The following is a 17922-nucleotide window of genomic DNA, read 5'->3' on the forward strand; positions in this document are numbered from 1 at the left end:
TTTCCATGGGCTCAGGAGGGTTCACGACGGTTTCTCCAAAACTGCCGGCGCGATGTCGTCTGCAGACGTGGTCTGCGCATCAGCAGGTAGACGGCCGGGATCACGAACATGGACAGCAGCGGCGCGGTAATCATGCCGCCCACCATAGGCGCGGCAATGCGCTGCATCACCTCTGAGCCAGTGCCCGCGCCCCACATGATCGGAAGCAGGCCGCCCAGGATCACTGCCACCGTCATGGCCTTGGGCCGAACGCGCAGCACGGCGCCTTCCCGAATGGCATCCAGCAGATCGTCGGCAGTGGTCTTGCCGCTCTTAATACGTTCGTTCCACGCTGTTTTCAAATACAGCAGCATGATCACGCCGAATTCCGCTGACACCCCTGCCAGTGCGATGAACCCGACAGCGCCCGCCACCGAGAAGTTGTAGTTGAGTAAATACAGCAGCCAGATACCCCCCACCATGGCGAAGGGCAGTGTCGCCATGATCAGCAACGCTTCCCCGAAAGAGCCAAAGCACAGGTAGAGCAGCACAAAGATGATGAGCAGCGTGAACGGCACCACCACCTTGAGCTTGGCCGTGGCGCGCTCCAGAAACTCGAACTGACCTGACCAGGAAATCGAATAACCTGGCGGCAAATTAACCTGTTTGGCCACCGCCTCTTGCATGTCTTTCACAGCAGAGCGCAAGTCCCGGTCGCGTATATCCACATAAACATAGCCTGTCAGCCGGGCGTTTTCGCTGCGAAGCATGGGGGGGCCGTCTGTGACTTTTACATCCGACACGTCGGACAGCACCAGACGCTGGCCACGCCCGGTGATGATGGGCAGATTTCGAAGTTTTTGCAAAGAATCCCGCATCTCTCGGGGATAGCGCATATTGATTGGAAAACGCTGCAGTCCCTCGACGGTTTCCCCGATATTTTCACCCCCGATCGCAGACGAGATGACCGACTGCACGTCTGAGATATTCAGCCCGAAGCGCGCGGCGTCGTCGCGCCGGATGTTGATGTCCACGTAACGTCCACCCGTCAGACGTTCGGCAAGCGCGCTGCTCACACCCGGGACATCTTTGAGCGCCAGCTCGATCTCGCCGGTAATCCGGTCAATCGTGGCAAGGTCGGCACCCGCCACTTTCACCCCCACCGGGCTCTTGATGCCCGTGGCCAGCATGTCAATGCGGTTGCGGATCGGCGGCACCCAGATGTTGGACAGGCCCGGCACCTTGACGATGCGGTCAAGTTCCTCGACCAGCTTGTCGGCGGTCATGCCGGCACGCCACTGGTCCTTGGGTTTGAACTGGATGGTGGTTTCAAACATTTCCATCGGTGCCGGGTCGGTGGCAGTTTCGGCGCGGCCCGCCTTGCCATAGACGCTGGCCACCTCAGGAACGGTTTTGATCAGGCGATCGGTCTGCTGCAGCAGTTCGGCCGCCTTGCCCGCCGAAAGACCCGGCAAAGCCGTGGGCATGTAAAGCAGGTCGCCTTCGTCAAGTCGCGGCATGAACTCGCTGCCGATGTGCTGCAACGGCCAAAGGCTGAGCACCAACGCCACGCCAGCCACCACCAACGTTAGCTTGGGCGCACGCAGCACCACTTCCAGCAAGGGGCGATACACAGCGATGAGCAGACGGTTGAGCGGATTGCTCTTTTCATCGGGAATACGGCCCCGAATCAGGTAGCCCATCAGGACCGGAATCAAGGTGATCGACAAGCCGGCGGCGGCGGCCATGGCGTAGGTTTTGGTGAACGCCAGCGGCGAGAACAGGCGACCCTCCTGGCCTTCCAGGGTGAACACCGGAATGAACGACAGCGTGATGATCAGCAGCGAGAAAAACAGCGCTGGTCCCACCTCGGCAGCCGCCTCGCCAATGACATGCCAACGGGCATTCCCTTCCAGCTTTTCGCCCGGGTGCTTGTGGTTCCAGTGTTCGAGGTGTTTGTGCGCGTTCTCGATCATCACCACCGCCGCATCGACCATGGCGCCAATGGCAATCGCAATGCCGCCCAGCGACATGATGTTGGCGTTGACGCCCTGGTAGCGCATCACGATGAACGCGGTCAGGATACCCAGCGGCAGAGAAATGATCGCGACCAAGGCCGAGCGCATGTGAAACAGGAAAATAAAACACACCACCGCCACCACCAAAAACTCTTCCAGCAGCTTGTACGTCAGGTTATCCACCGCCCGCTCGATCAGGCCCGAACGGTCGTACACCGGCACGATTTCCACGCCCTGGGGCAGGCTGGCCTGCAGCGTCTTGAGTTTTTTCTTGACCGCGGCAATGGTCTCCAGCGCATTTTTGCCGGAACGCATCACGATCACGCCGCCGGTGGCTTCGCCTTCACCGTCCAGCTCGCCGATGCCGCGCCGCATTTCAGGCCCTATCTGGATACGTGCCACATCGCCCAGGCGAACCGAGACACCGGCGTCGGTGGTCATGAGCGGTATTTTCCGGAAGTCGTCCAGGCCTTGCAGATAGCCTGATGCCCGCACCATGTATTCAGCTTCACCCATCTCGAGCACCGAGCCGCCGGCTTCCTGGTTGGCGTTCTGAACCGCTTCAACCACCTTGGTATGCGGGATGCCGTAAGCCGCCAGCTTGTCGGGGTCGAGCACGATCTGGTACTGGCGCACCATGCCGCCCACCGAAGCAACCTCGGCCACATTGGGAATGGTCTTCAATTCATACTTCAAAAACCAGTCCTGCAAGGCCCGAAGCTGCCCGGCATCCTGCGTGCCGCTGCGGTCGACCAGCGCATACTGGTAAATCCAGCCGACACCCGTCGCATCCGGCCCAAGCGTGGCCTTGGCACTTGCGGGCAAGCGCGACTGCACCTGGTTCAGGTACTCCAATACCCGCGAGCGCGCCCAGTACAGGTCGGTGCCATCCTCGAACAGCACATAGACATAGGAATCGCCGAAGAAGGAGTAACCGCGCACCGTCTTGGCGCCGGGCACCGAGAGCATCGTCGTCGTCATCGGGTAGGTGATCTGGTTCTCGACAATGCGCGGCGCCTGGCCCGGGTACGTGGTCCGGATAATCACCTGGACATCGGACAGATCCGGCAAGGCATCGAGCGATATTTTGAGCACCGAATACACGCCCCAGGCGCCCAGCATCACGGTCGCCAGCAGCACCAGAAAGCGGTTGACGATTGACCAGCGAATGAGTTTGGCAATCACTTAACGCCTCCGGCGGCTTGAGGCGCGGGAGCCAGCGGGGACACGCGGGTGAGTTGCGGCAATCCCTCGGCATCCATGTAAAACTCAAAACTCACCCGGTCGCCAGCTTGCAGATTGGGCGGCAGTTTCCCGGCAAGCGGGCGCTTGAAATCCATGGTCATCGGGCCCCACTTCAGCGCCGCAATGGCACCATGGGACAGGGTCAATGCATCAGGACCCATGGCATCGAGCTTGGCTTCACTTTCATAACGCGGTGATGTGCTCGCAGCCGCTGGCTTGGGCGCCTCGTTAAGACGGGCCTCGACCCCTTTGAGGCTGGCTTCGGAATCGATCAGGAATTGTGAAGACACCACCACACGCTGGCCGGCCTGCAGACCACGCTTGATCTCGGTCTGTCCGCCGCTTTCAATCCCGGCCTCGACATCGACCGGGCGGAACCTGCCATTGTCCTCAGCCAGTATCACTACCATGCGCTTGCCGGTCTGGATCACCGCTTCGGTCGGAATCAGCAAGGCTTTTTCGGCGCGCATGTCCTTGAACTCCATCTGAACGAACATGCCAGGAACCAGGCGACCGCCAGGATTGGCCAGTTCCAGCCGGGCTTTCAATGTTCGGGTGGCCGCGTTCACTTCCGGCAGGATGGCCTGCACCTTGCCCTCAAACGTCGTTCCCGGCGCGGCCGGACTACTGGCTTGCACCTTGGCCCCCACGCGTACCAGCGCGGCCTGGCCCTCAGGTACCTCGGCATTGGCCCAGACCGTGGACAAGCCGTTGATGCGGAACAAGGTGGCCCCTGGCATCACGGTCATGCCCTCGCGGGCCATTAATTCCACCAGCACTCCGGCGATGGGTGCCACGACGGTGAAGCGCGCTTGGGTTTTTCCAGAGGTTTCCACCCCCCGGATCTGCGCGTCGCTCATGCCGGCCTGGCGCATGCGCTGGCGGGCACCGTCGACCAGCGCGGCCAGGTCAGTGCCTTGCATGCGACGCACCGAAAGGAATTCCTCTTGAGCGGCCACCCAGTCCGGCACATAGAGATCGGCCAGTGGCTGGCCCTTGGCCACCCGATCGAGCGTGGCACGCACATGCAGGCGTTCCACGTAACCGGTCGCACGGGCCTGGACGATGGCTTGGTCGCGCTCGTTGAAGGCGATGCTGCCGACTGCGGACACCCGTGGCGACAGTGTGCCTTCGGTGACCTGTGCGGTTCGGACGCCCAGGTTTTGCTGGACGCGGGCACTCACGGTCACCTTGCCCTGGTCACCATCACTGCCGGCATAGACAGGCACCAGCATCATGTCCATAAAGGGGGATTTGGCCGGGTTGTCGAACTTGTTGCCAGGCACCATCGGATCCTGGTAATACAGGACTTTCTTGCCAACGACGGGGTCCATATCGCCCGCCTTGATGCCCGCGCTGATATGCCGGCGGGTGGCATCTTCGCCTTCGGCGATGCTTTGGGGAACCGTACCGGTCGCAGCAATGGGGCCCTGAGGGATGGAAACGGCACCGGTGCCCTTACCCGTACTCATGCCCATGCCGCGCTGCATCCCGACCATGTACAAGCCGTAGCCGGCTGCACCAAGAAAGCTGGCCATGACCAGAGCGATAACGAGGGGTTTGAGTTTCATGTTCTTTTTTGTTGGCGTGTTCATGGGCGTGCTTCAAAAGTTGCGTCTTTGGCCGATGGAATCAAATAGTTGATCTGGGCCCACAGGCGCGCGGTCTCCATCTCCAGGCGGAGTCGTTCCATTTGCATGTCGACTTCCCCACGCCGTGCTTCCAGCACGGCAGTGAGCGACCCCGCCGCACCGCGATAGGCTGCGATGGCAGCGCGCGTTCGTTCAGAGGTCAGCGGCAACAGCGAAGCGTCATAGCGGCCCAGGCGTTCACGGTTGCTTCGCCACGCCTGCAACATCGCCAGCGTCTGCGCGACTTGCATGCGCGTGCCTTCTTCGCGTTCGGCGCGCACCTGCTCCAGCAAAGCCAGCTTGGCCCCGAGTTCCCGGTCCTGGCGGTTTTTTTGACTCCATTGCAGCGGAATTGACATATTCAGCGAAAGCATGTTGGAAAAAGCCGGCCCGCGCTGGCTATACATCAGCTCGACACTCACGTCGGTTTTTTTGTTCGCCTGCGCCACCTCGACATCGGCTTGTGCCGTGGCCTCCTTGCTCATCAAGACCTCAATTTCGGGCTGGTTGACAAGGTGGGTTTCAAGATTTTCGGAATGCAAGCTGACCGTATCCAGGGCGGGTGGCGTACCCAGCGGCTTGACAGCCTCGGCACCGACCCATCGGGCCAGTTGGGTGGTTGCCGTTTCAATTTGCCGTTCCGCCTGCGCCAGACGGTCGTCAAGTTGCGCCACCGCAGAACGCGCCGCAAAAAGGTCAGCCTGCGACCCACGTCCACCACGGTAGGCCGCGTCTGCCGCTTCGATCTGCAGCTTGGCTTCGTCGCGCTGGGTAAGCAGCAACCCGCGCATCCGTTCCTGGTAAAAACGGTCCAGCCAGGCGATGGCGGTCTCGCGCTGCAAGCTGGCAAGCGCCACCCGGCGCCCCGCCTCGGCCGTTTCGGCTTCTCGCTCAAAACGGGCAGACCGCGCCTGTCGCTTGTCACTGCGGGTAATTTCCTGCATGACGCCCACCGAGCGCATCGTCATGAAGTCACGCGTCAGGCTGAATTGGTCCGGGCCATCGGCCGGCAGGTTGGTCACGCCGAGTTTGAGGACAGGATCAGGCAGCTGGCCGGCCGACACCGCCATTTCCCGCGCTGCTTTCGCGGTGGCATCCTGGGCCACCAATTGCTGGGACCGGGCAGCAGCCAGCTGCTGCGCTTGCGGCAAAGACAGGGATTCGGTCGCCCACAGCGGCACCGAGAAATGAGCCAGCAGCGCAGCCGCTGCGACCCGTCGAATCAGACGAACGAAACAAAGAGAAAACATAAAACCTCCAGACAACAAAACAAGCTGCCGAAGCACATGGCGTGCTCAGGCAGTGGCTAGGGGTTGGAGGGTTTAAATACGGAAGCAGCAGTTGCGCACGGTCAGAGGCGGCACCGTGGTGCGCCTGAGAAGCGGGGCCTGCAGGGCGGCACCCATAGGTGCGGGGGCAACGCGGGGCAGCGGGAAGTCAGTCCCCAGATCAGCCAGGGTCGCGAATCCAGGCACCTGGTATTTATCGGCGCTCTGCTGGCCGTCCTGGCAGTGCGCATGGCACAGACTGGGCTGCTCGTTGTCCATGGTGAACACCACGGATTCGGCGCACGGCATGTCGGCCTGTGCCATCAGGGTCATCTCAGCCGACTTGACCACCGTTGCAAGACCGCCAGTGCAGGAATAAGCAGCGACGGCAAATTGCATGAACAGCAGACTCACCAGCGCTAACAGCACTGTAGCGAGACGGTTGCGGCGGTTCCAGGTCATGAGAAGTGATTGGTAGGCGTGGCAAAAAATTGGAGGGATGGCTATAGGGCAGTGTAAATGCATCAAGGCAACTTGCCGGAAAACTCTGCCACGTGAAATTGATACTTCAAAAAAAATTAATGCTCGTTCCTGCAAATCCATCCGGGCCTGCGAATAGACGACCTCTGAAGACCTGCGTCCGGCTGCTTATCTCGCTGCAAACTCCGGCTGCTCTTTGGCCACCGTCGTATTGGCGCCCGGCACGGCCTTGCGGGCAAGCAAAGCGTACATGGTCGGCACCACAAACACGGTCAGCAACGTGCCCAGCGACATGCCGCCCACAATCACCCAGCCAATCTGGATGCGGCTTTCAGCGCCCGCGCCGTGCGCCAGCGCCAGCGGCAAAGCGCCCAGCACCATCGCGCCGGTGGTCATCAAAATTGGCCGCAGCCGCTGCGACGACGCCTTGACCAAGGCATCAATCATCTCCATGCCTTGAGCGCGCAACTGGTTGGTGAACTCGACAATCAAAATGCCATGCTTGGTGATCAGGCCCACCAGCGTGATCAGGCCGATTTGTGAATAGACGTTGAGCGAGCCGCCGCTCCATTTCAGCGCCAGCAAAGCGCCAATCATCGACAGCGGCACCGACAGCATGATGACCAGCGGGTCGATAAAACTTTCAAACTGCGCGGCCAGCACCAGGAAAATAAACACCAACGCCAGCACAAACACAATGACCAGCGCGCCCTGCGAATTTCTGAACTCTCTGGACGTGCCGTTCAGGTCAGTGCTGTAACCGGTCTTGAGCACCTTGGCCGCCGCCTGGTCCATGAAGCGCAGCGCCTCGCCCAGCGAGTAGTCGGGCGCCAGGCTGGCCGTGATGGACACCGAGCGGCGCTGCCCGAAGTGGTTCAGCTCGCGCGGCGACACGCTTTCACTCACCTTGACCAAGGCCGACAGCGGGATCATGGCCTCATTGCGGCCGCGCACATAAATGCGTTCGATGTCTTCGGGTGTGCTGCGGCCGCTGGCCTGGGTTTGCACCACCACATCGTATTGTTCGGCATCGCGTTTGTAGCGCGTCACATTGCGGCCGCCGAGCAGCGTTTCGATGGCTTTGGCGACCACTTCGACGCTGACGCCCAGGTCAGCCGCCTTGTCGCGCTCTACTTCGATACGCAGCTCGGGCTTGTTCAGCCGCAAGTCCACATCGGGCGAGAGAATGCCGGGGTTTTTCGCCATCTCGTCCAGCATCTGGCGCGCCACGGCGCTGAGGTTCTGGTAGCTGTCCGAGGTCTGGATGACGAAGTTGAGCGGCCGCTCGCGAAAGCCCTGGCCGAGTGACGGCGGTGTGATCGAGAACGCCGTGACGCCCGGCAGCGCGTTGAATTTGGGTTGCAGTTCGCGCGCCATGTCCATCGTCGAACGCGTGCGTTCGTCCCAGTCCACGGTTCGGTAAACCACGCTGGCCTGGGCCACGGTCGGGTTGCCGACGTTGGCAAAAATGCGGTCAAATTCCTTGAAGGGCTGGCCCATTTTTTCAAGGGCTTGCGCGTACCGGTTGGTGTAGTCAAGAGTCGACCCGTCGGGCGCATTGACGCTGGCCAGAATCACGCCCCGGTCTTCCATCGGCGAGAGTTCTTGCTTCATGGTCGGAAAAATCAGCAAAATAGCCGCGCCGCTGACCGCCATCACCGCCAGCACCAGCCAGCGCGCCTGCAACACCCCCGCTTTGGCGCGCTGGCCCAGACCGCGCGCGCCAGCCGGAGCCTGGTAACGCGTCGTCACGATCCAGCGCAGCAGCGCGCCGTAGCGGTCCGAAATACGCGTCAGCACGCGCTCCATCGTGCTGTCGAAGCGGTTCGGCGCGGGGTTGTGCTTGAGCAGCAAGGTACACAGCATGGGCGTGAGCGTCAGCGCCACCACGCCGGACACCACCACGGCACCGGCCAGCGCCAGCGCAAATTCAACGAATAGCCGGCCAGTACGCCCCGGTGTGAAGGCCAGCGGCGCATACACCGCCACCAAGGTAGCGGTCATGGTGATGATGGCAAAACCAATTTCACGCGCGCCCTTGATGCCGGCTGAAAACGGGTCCATGCCTTCTTCGATGTGGCGAAAGATGTTTTCCAGCATCACGATGGCGTCATCGACCACCAGCCCGATGGCCAGCACCAGCGCCAGCAGCGTCAGGGTGTTGATGGTGAAGCCGGCCAGGGCCATCAGCGCAAACGTGCCAATCAGGCTGACCGGAATCGTGATGATCGGAATGATGGACGCACGCAAGGTGCGCAAAAACACAAAAATCACCAGCGCCACCAGCAGCACGGCTTCAAAAATCGTGCGGTAGACATTCTTGACCGAGCGGTCGATGAACACCGAGTTGTCGTTGGCAATATCAATCAGCACATCGGGCGGCAAGTCGGCCTTGAGCTTCGGGATGGCCTCTTGCACGCCCCGGGACAAGTCCAGCGGGTTGGCCGTGGCCTGGCGGATCACGCCCACGCCGACCGCTGGCCTGCCATTCAGCCGAACCACCGTGCGCTCGTCGGCAGCGCCCTCCTCGACCCGCGCCACATCGCGAACCCTGACCGAAAACCCGTTCACAGTTTTAATCACGATGTCGCCAAACTGGGCTGGCTTGAGCAGGTCGGTTTGCGAGGTCACGCTGAATTCGCGCTGCTGCGACTCGATGCGCCCGGCGGGCAGCTCCAGATTGCTGCGGCGAATGGCGTCTTCGACATCCTGCGTGGTCAGCCGGTAGGAAGCCAGCTTGTCGGTATCCAGCCAGACGCGCATGGCGTATTTGCGCTCGCCAAAAATACGCACGTCGGCCACGCCGGTCACGGTTTGCAGGCGCGGCTTGACGATGCGGTTGACCAGGTCGTTGATCTGCAGCGGCGTCATGGATTCGCTGGAAAACGCCAGCTGGATGACCGGAAAGGCATCAGCCTCGACCTTGGCGATGACAGGCTCTTCAATCGCTTGCGGCAGTTTGTTGCGCACGCGCGACGTGCGGTCGCGCACCTCGGCAGCGGCTGAATCGGCGTCTTTTTCCAGGCGAAAGCGCACGCTGATCTGGCCCTGGTCGGCACGGCTGATTGAGGTGATGACGTCCACGCCGTCAATGCCGGCAATCGAGTCTTCAAGCGGCTTGGTCACCTGCGTTTCGATGACCTCGGCTGAAGCGCCGGCATAGCGCACGCTCACGGTCACAACCGGCTCGTCAATCTTGGGGTACTCGCGCACCGTGAGCCGGTTGAAGCTGACAGCGCCAATCAGGACGATGAGCAGCGACAAGACGGTGGCAAATACCGGGCGGCGGATGGAGATTTCAGCAAGTTGCATAAGAGGCGGTGACGGCAGTCACTCAAGGTATGGCGTGTTGCAGAAATCAGGCGGGATGACGCAGGGCCGGGCCAGCCGGTTGTTTTTCCGGCAGCTCAGCGCTGCGGGCAGGCATAGAGTCCGAGGCTGGCGCTGTGGAAATGACCGTGCCGCAAGGATTCGGGCCTGAAGCAGCCGCAGGTTTTGTACCGGTAAGCGCGCCTGCTGCTGACGACGCAGAAGACCGGGATGCTGCACTGGCAGGTCCGCTGGCCGGCCTGGCTGCCGGCGCATTGGCCAGCTCCACCACCGTCACCACCGTGCCGTCTTTTTGCACGCGTTGCTGGCCGGTTCGGACTACGGTATCGCCCGGGGCCAGGCCCTGCAGAATTTCCACCTTGCCAGGGCTTCGCAAACCGACCTTGACCTCGACGCGCTGCGTGGTGCGGGTCTGCTGGCCGAGGCCGTCCAGCAGCTTGATGACAAACTGTTTGCCGCCCTGCGGAATGAGGGCCTCTTCGGGAATGACGCTGGCGTTTTCACGCACGCCAAACACCGTGTTCACGCGCGCAAACATGCCGGGCCGCAATTGCAATGCCCGGTTGTCAATACAGCCGCGAATGCCGACCGAGCGCCCATTCGCATCAATCAGCGGATCAATCGCCTGAATCTGCGCGGTGTAGGCTTGTCCGGGCAGCGCGTCTATGTCGAGCAGCGCCGTCTGGCCGCGCCTGACTTTGGCCTGAAAGCGCTCGGGCAGCCTGAAATCAACATAAATGGCGTCAATGTCTTCAATATTCACAATGTCAGCGCCATCCTTCAGGTAGTCGCCGACATTGACCTGGCGAATGCCCACGATGCCATCGAACGGCGCAATGATCTTGAGGCGTGCGGCAGTGGCTTTGGCCAGCGCCAGTTTGGCCTGTGCCACCTGCAGGTTGGCAGCGCTTTCGTCCAGCGAACGCTGGCTGATGAAGCTTTGCGCGACCAGTTCCTGGTTGCGTTTCTGGTTGGCTACGGCAATCGAGAGTTCTGCCTGGCTTTGCTGGACTTGCGCCTGCGGCAACTGGTCATCAAACTGCACCAGCACTTGCCCCTTGCGCACCCGCTGTCCATCGGTGAAGTTGAGCCGGGTAATGCGGCCGCTGATTTCAGGGCGCAACATCACGCCCCGGCGCGAACGCAGACTGCCAACGGCGCGGGTGTCGTCGACAAGCTGCGCCAGTTCTACCCGAGCCACCTCCACCGAAGGCGGCTTGCCGGCAGCCGCGCCATTGGGTGCTTTTTGGGCGGAGGCTGCTGCGTTGACAACAGCATCGCCCGACTTTGGTTTTTGATGCCACCATGCCGCGCCTGAAGCCGCTGCAATGCCCACCACGGCGACCACGGTATAAATTACTCTTGATGCCATGAGGTGACTGAAAAATAATTTGTTATGAGAAGAAACAATCTTTCAATGTAGCAGGATGACCCTGAAAACGCAGAATTTGCCTTGGCATTCAGAAGCCGAGACGCCTGCTCTACAAAACCTTCACCCGCTTGGCTGTCAGCGCGTCTGCTGCCAGATTGGCAATGCAGGGCAATTCATTCTTTGGCGTTGTCAGATACGGCCCAGGGCACGCTCAACGCCCTTGTTGGCCAGCGCATCGGCCCGCTCATTTCCGGGGTCGCCGTTATGGCCCCTGACCCAGCGCCAGTCGATGGTGTGACCACTCGAAACCAGCAACGCATCGAGTTTTTGCCACAAGTCAACGTTCTTGACGGGAGCTTTGGCCGCCGTGCGCCAGCCCCGGGCTTTCCAGCCGTGAATCCATTCAGTAATGCCCTTGAGCACATACTGACTGTCGATGTAGAGCGTGACGCTGCAGGGCCGTTTCAGTGCGGCCAGCGCTTCGATGACGGCCATCATTTCCATGCGGTTATTGGTGGTGCCCAGCTCGCCGCCGAACAATTCTTTTTCAATGCCGCCCATGGCGAGCAATGCACCCCAGCCTCCGGGGCCGGGATTGCCTTTGCAGGCGCCGTCGGTATGAATCACGACATGTTGTGAGGAAAGGCCGGGCTCGGCAGCTGAATCGGTCATGGGTTGCTTGTGGTTTCAGGCGAACCTGGAGGTTAAAAAATCAAAAACTCAGCGTTGCGGTGTGGCGCGGCTGGCCGGCTCTTTATTGGCGACAGCGACGGCGGCGGGGGCTGGCGCTTTACGCCCTTTCCAGCCGGGCTCCAGCAGGCGCATGCCGCGCACACGCTTGACGGCCACCAGAAAATAAACCGCGCCGAAAATGGGCCACCAGCGCTCACCCGCCTTGTCCATCCAGTCAAACCGGTCCAGCCAGGGCTGGCTGGCCAGCGCGGGGCGGTAGCAGCCAAAATGCGCTGACTCTACCTCAAAGTTGAGCAGCCTGAGCCAGTCCCTGATCCGCCAGTAGCCGATGTATTCGCCGGCCTCGGGCAAAAAGGGTTCACCGTACCCAAACCGCTGGTAAAGATGCGCCCGTCGCTGGCGCAAGCCCCACAAACTGGCGGGGTTGAATCCGCTGATGACCACGCGGCCCTCGGGAACCAGCACGCGCGCGACTTCGCTCAGGGCAGAATGCGGGTCACGCCCAAGCTCCAGGGCGTGCGGCAATATCACCAAGTCCAGACTGCCTTCAGGAAAGGGCAACGCCGCCGAATCAGCCAGCAGGTCTGCGCGTGGGGAACTTATGAAATCGGCCCCCATCCCATTGACCGGGTATCCTTGCGCAGCAAGCAAAGTGGCACGCCCCGGCAAACCCGTCTGGGCCAGCCATTTGTGCGGCATGCGATTGGTTTGAAGCGCATCGAGCTCTGGCAGGCCCAGTTGCAAGGCATGGTAGCCAAAGATATCGCTCACGGCCTGGTCAAAATGTGTCTGCTCCCATGCCAGCAGGTAAGTGCCTGGCGGAGTTTTCAGCCAGTCTGTCAAACCTATAATTTCCGAGTTCATCGAGACCACTGCATGTATTTGATTCCCATTCCCGCCTTTGCCGACAATTACCTCTGGTTGTTGCATGACGGCAAACGCGCGCTGATAGTCGATCCTGGCGACGCCGAGCCGGTCTTGCGCACGCTGGCGCAATACGATCTGCAACTGGAATCAATTCTAGTCACGCACCACCATGCAGACCACACTGGCGGCGTGGCTGCGCTGCGCCAAGCGACTGGCGCCAAAGTCTATGGCCCGGCGACCGAACGCATTCCAGAACCTTTCGCACCCTTGCGGGAAGGCGACACGGTGCGTGCGCTGGGACTTGACTTCCAGGTGCTGGATGTACCGGGCCACACGGCGGGTCATATTGCGTTTTACACCCCTCACATGGACGGCAAACCACTGCTGTTTTGCGGCGATACGCTTTTTTCAGGGGGCTGCGGTCGCCTGTTTGAAGGCACGCCGGCGCAAATGCTGGCATCACTTGACAAGCTGGCGGCCCTGCCGGGTAACACCCGGGTCTGCTGCGCCCATGAGTACACGATGGCCAATCTGCGCTTTGCAATGGCCGTCGAGCCCGACAATGCAGAGCTGGCAGCCTACCAAGCGCATTGCCAGGAACTGCGCGCGCAAGGCCAGCCCACTTTGCCCAGCTCGATTCGCCAGGAAATCCAGATCAACCCCTTTTTGCGTACACGGCAAGCCAGCGTTCTGGCCGCCGTTCACCGTTTCGATGCGTCAACCCATGACGAAACCACCGTATTTGCCGCCCTGCGGCAATGGAAAAACCAATTCAAATGATGCCTCACTCCCGAATCGCCAGTTTTTCCCCTTCTTTTTCTTTTCCCAACGTTCGTCTTGTTTCGCTGTCACTGCTGCTGGTGATGTCGGTGCTGGCCGGTTGCGCCACAAAGCCGGGCCTGCCCGATGACCCCGTGCTTGCAACCGGTCCCGGCTCCGTTGCCGGGCAACACGTTCCGAAGGGGCCATTGCGCACCATTACGCCGGGCCAGATAGGTTCGCATTCGATTGCGTCCACCGAGCCGCCGAAAGAGTTATGGGATCGCATTCGCCGGGGCTTTGCCATGCCCGACCTGCAAAACGAACTGGTCACTGACCGCGAGCAGTGGTATGCCAGCCGCCCGGACTACATCCAGCGCATGACCGAGCGTTCGAGCAAATACCTGTTCCACATCGTCGAAGAGCTGGAGCGCCGGCAAATGCCGACCGAACTGGCGCTGCTGCCCTTCATTGAAAGCGCTTTCAACCCGCAAGCCGTTTCCAGTGCCAAAGCGGCCGGCATGTGGCAATTCATGCCCGCTACCGGAAAATATTTTGAGCTGAAGCAAAACGTCTTTCGGGATGACCGCCGCGACGTGCTGGCCTCGACCCGCGCTGCGCTGGATTACCTGCAAAAACTGTATGGCATGTTTGGCGACTGGCACTTGGCTCTGGCGGCCTACAACTGGGGCGAAGGAAGCGTCGGACGCGCGATTGCAAAAAACCAGAAAGCCGGTCTGGGAACCAGTTACGAAGAGCTGAACATGCCGGCAGAAACGCGGCTTTACGTGCCCAAACTGCAGGCCGTGAAAAACATTGTGGCCCATCCGGAAGCCTTCAGCGCCGAGTTGCCGCTGATTGAGAACCATCCCTATTTCCAGCAGGTTCAGATCTCGCGTGACATTGATGTGGCGCTCGCAGCGCGGCTGGCCGATGTACAAATTGAAGACTTCAAGGCGCTGAACCCGTCAGCCCGCCGCCCCGTTATCTTGGCCGCCGGCACGCCGCAAATTTTGCTGCCCTGGGACAACGCCCTGGTTTTTCAACGCAATTTTGCGGCCTACAGCCAGGGGCAATATGCTAGCTGGACGGCCTGGACAGCGCCAAGCACCATGAACGCGACAGAGGCGGCAAGGCACACCGGAATGAATGAATCCGAATTGCGCAGCATGAACAACATTCCACCCCGCATGCTCATCAAGGCCGGCTCCACACTGCTGGTGCCGCGCACTGCACTGATGGCAAACGACGTGAGCAGCCAGGTGGCCGATAACGCGCAGGTGTCACTGGCGCCTGAAATCGTGACACGCCGCACGACAGTCAAGGCACGCAAAGGCGAATCCGTCACCAGCATTGCCAGTCGTTATGGCGTGGCCGCCGCCAGCGTTGCTGGATGGAACAACGTCAGCGTCAATTCAAGCTTCAAAAAAGGCCATCAAATCGTGTTGCATCTGCCTTTTTCAGCGCGTTCAGCCGGTTCAGCACGGCCTGCACGGTCAGCGGTCAGGTCAGTGCATCAGCCCGCTTCCTCAGGCCGCACGGCGATCAAAGCGGAAAAACGAAGTGCCAGCAAAACGATTGTCAAGAGCAAAAAACGCTGAGTACTGCTACACACCAGAAACGCATCAAGCCGGGACTCGCTGCCGGGTTAAATCCGCAGCGAACCGGCTCCCAGCAGCCCGATCAGTCCGATAACGATCAGGTACACCGCCACGATAGAGTTCAAAAGTCGGGGAATCATCAAAATCAGGATGCCGGCCATAAGAGAGACGATGGGGCCGAGGCTGACTGAAACATTCATGAAGCATTCCTTGTTGTTGACTGTCAGTTTTTGGGCGGTGTTGCTCGCAGCCACACCGCCCAAAAAGTATTCAGACTGTAGGGACGCGGGCAGCTTGATACTGTAGGACAGCAGGAAGAGTTTTGAAAAGCGCTTGGTGATGCGCAGTAACAAGCCCCCGCTCAGGCCTTGAACCGTTCCTTGGCCCGCTGCGCAAAATTGTTGGTATAGGTCTTGGCAAGGTCGATCCTGTCGGGCTTGATGCTGGCATCACAACTGACCAGCGCTTTCAACGCAGTACGCGGCCCGTCTTCGGGAATGATGCCGTCAAGCGATAGGGACTCGCGAACCTTGCTGAATGACGCCAGGTAAAGCGCACGGTCATCCAGAAAATAACTTTCCGGGACGGTTTTGATGATGTCTCCGGGCCCTGCCGTTTGCAGCCACTTGAGGCCGCGAACAATGGCATGGGCAAGGGCCTGGCAGGTGTTGGGGTTTTTGCGAATGAATTCCATAGGCGCATACAGACAGGCCGCCGGCATCGGGCCGCCAAACACCTCCGCCGTGCCCTTGAGCGTACGCGTGTCGGTGATGATCCTGACATCGCCTTTTTGCTCCAGTATGGTCATCACAGGGTCAATATTGCTTAACGCGTCAATCTGGCCGAAACGCAAGGCGTCAAGCGCGCCATAAGAGGTTCCTACGCCGACGAAGCTGACATCGCCAGCACTCAGTCCGCCGCGCGACAAAGCCAGGGTGGCGATCATGTGGGTGGACGAGCCCGGTGCAGAGACACCGATTCTGCTGCCCTTCAGATCGGCAATGGACTTGTAGTTCGGCAGCGTTCTGGCAGAGACACCAAATGCAATTTGCGGTGCCCTGCCCTGCAAAACAAACGACTGGAAGAACTGGTTTTTGGACTGCAGATTGAGGGTGTGCTCAAAAGCGCCTGAACACACATCAGCCGAACCCGCCACCACGGCCTGCAAGGCTTTGGCGCCGCCGGGAAAATCATGAATCTCCACCTCCAGACCTTCGGCCTTGAAATAGCCGAGTTGCTCGGAAATGGTGAGCGGCAAATAGTAAAAAGAAGCTTTTCCCCCTACGGCAATGGTGATTTTCCGGGCTTCAGGCTGCGGCTGGGCGCGCAAATCGGGCAAGGCAAGCGCGGCTGCAGCCAGAATCGTGCTGCTGGTAAAGACACGGCGGGAAATAGGAAGCAGCCGACTCATGGAGTTTCCTCCTCCTCTCTTTTTTGTATTCCACCCAGCTTATAGGGGCGCAAAAAAACCCGCATCGGGGTCATCCCGTGCGGGTTATTACCAGCGCCTATCCCGTCGTAATGCGCCGTAACGCACCGTTACTTTAAAACCGCCAAGACTTCAGCGCCAGCCCGAAAAAAGAATGCCGATATTGACGAAAAGACCCAGCGCCCAAACGATTGACCGTGCGCTGGCATGGTTGCCCACATACATCACGATGTAGAGCCCGCGCAATGCAATGAACGCCACCGCCAAAATGTCCAGCCGCATCTGGCTGGCTTGCAACTGGTGTGCAATGACGACGGCGGCAAAGAAAAAAGGCAGCGCCTCAAAGGTATTGGCCTGGGCTGCGTTGGCCCGGGCGCGCCAGTCAGTCTGCAGGGCCAGCCAGGCACGCGGATTGTTGTTGTCGTAACCCCCTTCATGCGGGGACGTGCGCATCGTGCCGTACTTGGCAATGCCCGCGCAGACGATAGGCAGCAAGGCGGCGACCAGCACGCACCAATAAGCCACAGTGAAATGAATAGATTGCATGAGAAGCCTTAATTTTTGCTGATTCGGTGCAAAAACACCTTAACGCGCGGCCAGCGTGTGGCCAGCTTAACGCCGGTCGATCAAGGCGTGCGCAATCGTGCCAAGGTCAACATATTCCAACTCGCTGCCCACCGGCACGCCGCGCGCCAGACGCGTCACCTGCATGCCACGGCTTTTCAAGGCCTGGCCAATCACATGCGCCGTGGCCTCGCCTTCTGCCGTGAAATTGGTCGCCAGAATGACTTCCTGCACTTCGCGCGAAGCCGCCGGCAAAGGCTGGCCGGCATCGTTTTTTGGAATAACCCGGTCAAACAATTTTTGCAGGCCGATGTCGTTGGGGCCCACGCCGTCGAGCGGACTGAGCTTGCCCATCAGCACAAAATAAAGGCCCTGGTAAGCCAGCGTGCGCTCCAGCGCGGCCTGGTCGGCAGGGGTTTCAACGACGCACAGCTTGCTGCGGTCGCGCTGAGGGTTGGCGCAGGTCACGCACAACGCCTGCTCGGTCAGCGTGTTGCACAGGGCGCAGTGCTGGATGCTCTGAACCGCATGGTCGAGCGCACGCGCAATCTGCAGCGCGCCCGGCCGGTCGTGCTGCAGCAGGTGAAAAGCCATGCGTGCAGCCGATTTCGCGCCTACGCCCGGCAGTTTGCGAAAGGCCTGCGTCAGCCCTTCAAGTGCATTGGAATCTGCCATAACGCGTGCTG

Annotated in this window: 14 protein-coding genes; 2 read left to right on the forward strand and 12 right to left on the reverse strand. The window is 60.4% G+C overall.

The annotated features are described in order from the left end of the window. Window positions 1–11: 11 nt before the first annotated feature. The 8 genes from RCH06_RS00285 to RCH06_RS00320 all read right to left on the reverse strand — a co-directional run bounded on the left by RCH06_RS00285 (window position 12) and on the right by RCH06_RS00320 (window position 12880). Window positions 12–3182 carry an efflux RND transporter permease subunit gene (locus tag RCH06_RS00285; RefSeq protein ID WP_327079431.1) on the reverse strand — a complete coding sequence of 1057 codons (3171 nt, stop codon included), beginning with the start codon at window positions 3180–3182 and terminating at the stop codon, window positions 12–14. After that, window positions 3179–4837 (reverse strand): efflux RND transporter periplasmic adaptor subunit, encoded by a 1659-nt coding sequence (locus RCH06_RS00290; protein WP_442799567.1) that lies wholly within the window; start codon window positions 4835–4837, stop codon window positions 3179–3181. Before RCH06_RS00290 ends, RCH06_RS00285 begins: the two co-directional genes overlap by 4 nt. After that, entirely contained in the window at window positions 4834–6123 is a 1290-nt protein-coding gene (locus tag RCH06_RS00295; RefSeq protein WP_327079432.1) for a TolC family protein, read from the reverse strand. Before RCH06_RS00295 ends, RCH06_RS00290 begins: the two co-directional genes overlap by 4 nt. Window positions 6124–6195: 72 nt before the next feature. Continuing rightward, complete coding sequence (locus RCH06_RS00300; protein ID WP_327079433.1) at window positions 6196–6603, reverse strand: hypothetical protein; 408 nt, start codon at window positions 6601–6603, stop codon at window positions 6196–6198. A 186-nt stretch (window positions 6604–6789) separates the two neighbouring features. Then, the gene (locus RCH06_RS00305) at window positions 6790–9933 is read right to left on the reverse strand and encodes an efflux RND transporter permease subunit (protein ID WP_327079434.1); all 3144 of its coding nucleotides are present in this window, start codon (window positions 9931–9933) and stop codon (window positions 6790–6792) included. 46 nt (window positions 9934–9979) lie between these two features. Continuing rightward, window positions 9980–11323, reverse strand: coding sequence for an efflux RND transporter periplasmic adaptor subunit (locus RCH06_RS00310; protein ID WP_327079435.1), 1344 nt, complete (start codon window positions 11321–11323; stop codon window positions 9980–9982). Window positions 11324–11512: 189 nt separating this feature from the next. Then, entirely contained in the window at window positions 11513–11995 is a 483-nt protein-coding gene (rnhA, locus tag RCH06_RS00315) for a ribonuclease HI (RefSeq protein WP_327079436.1), read from the reverse strand. A gap of 48 nt (window positions 11996–12043) precedes the next feature. Next, entirely contained in the window at window positions 12044–12880 is an 837-nt protein-coding gene (locus RCH06_RS00320; protein ID WP_327079437.1) for a class I SAM-dependent methyltransferase, read from the reverse strand. Window positions 12881–12892: 12 nt separating this feature from the next. On the opposite strand from RCH06_RS00320, the gene gloB reads away from it, so the two are divergent. Further along, window positions 12893–13663 (forward strand): hydroxyacylglutathione hydrolase, encoded by a 771-nt coding sequence (gene gloB, locus RCH06_RS00325; protein WP_327079438.1) that lies wholly within the window; start codon window positions 12893–12895, stop codon window positions 13661–13663. Next, a complete protein-coding gene (locus RCH06_RS00330) occupies window positions 13660–15243 on the forward strand; it encodes a transglycosylase SLT domain-containing protein (RefSeq protein WP_327079439.1) in 1584 nt (527 codons plus the stop codon). Before gloB ends, RCH06_RS00330 begins: the two co-directional genes overlap by 4 nt. A gap of 47 nt (window positions 15244–15290) precedes the next feature. Here the strand turns inward: RCH06_RS00330 and RCH06_RS17880 are convergent, their stop codons facing one another. The 4 genes from RCH06_RS17880 to recR all read right to left on the reverse strand — a co-directional run bounded on the left by RCH06_RS17880 (window position 15291) and on the right by recR (window position 17911). Next, window positions 15291–15596, reverse strand: a complete 306-nt coding sequence (locus tag RCH06_RS17880; RefSeq protein ID WP_442799568.1) for a DUF3096 domain-containing protein — start codon at window positions 15594–15596, stop codon at window positions 15291–15293. An 8-nt stretch (window positions 15597–15604) separates the two neighbouring features. Continuing rightward, window positions 15605–16654, reverse strand: a complete 1050-nt coding sequence (locus RCH06_RS00340; RefSeq protein WP_327079440.1) for an ABC transporter substrate-binding protein — start codon at window positions 16652–16654, stop codon at window positions 15605–15607. A 150-nt stretch (window positions 16655–16804) separates the two neighbouring features. Then, window positions 16805–17218: an MAPEG family protein gene (locus RCH06_RS00345; protein WP_327079441.1), complete on the reverse strand. Its 414-nt coding sequence runs from the start codon at window positions 17216–17218 to the stop codon at window positions 16805–16807. 66 nt (window positions 17219–17284) lie between these two features. Beyond that, a complete protein-coding gene (gene recR / locus RCH06_RS00350) occupies window positions 17285–17911 on the reverse strand; it encodes a recombination mediator RecR (RefSeq protein ID WP_327079442.1) in 627 nt (208 codons plus the stop codon). Window positions 17912–17922: the final 11 nt, after the last annotated feature.

Origin of the sequence: Polaromonas sp. CG_9.5 (genome assembly GCF_035984465.1) — a bacterium.
GTDB lineage: Bacteria > Pseudomonadota > Gammaproteobacteria > Burkholderiales > Burkholderiaceae_C > Polaromonas.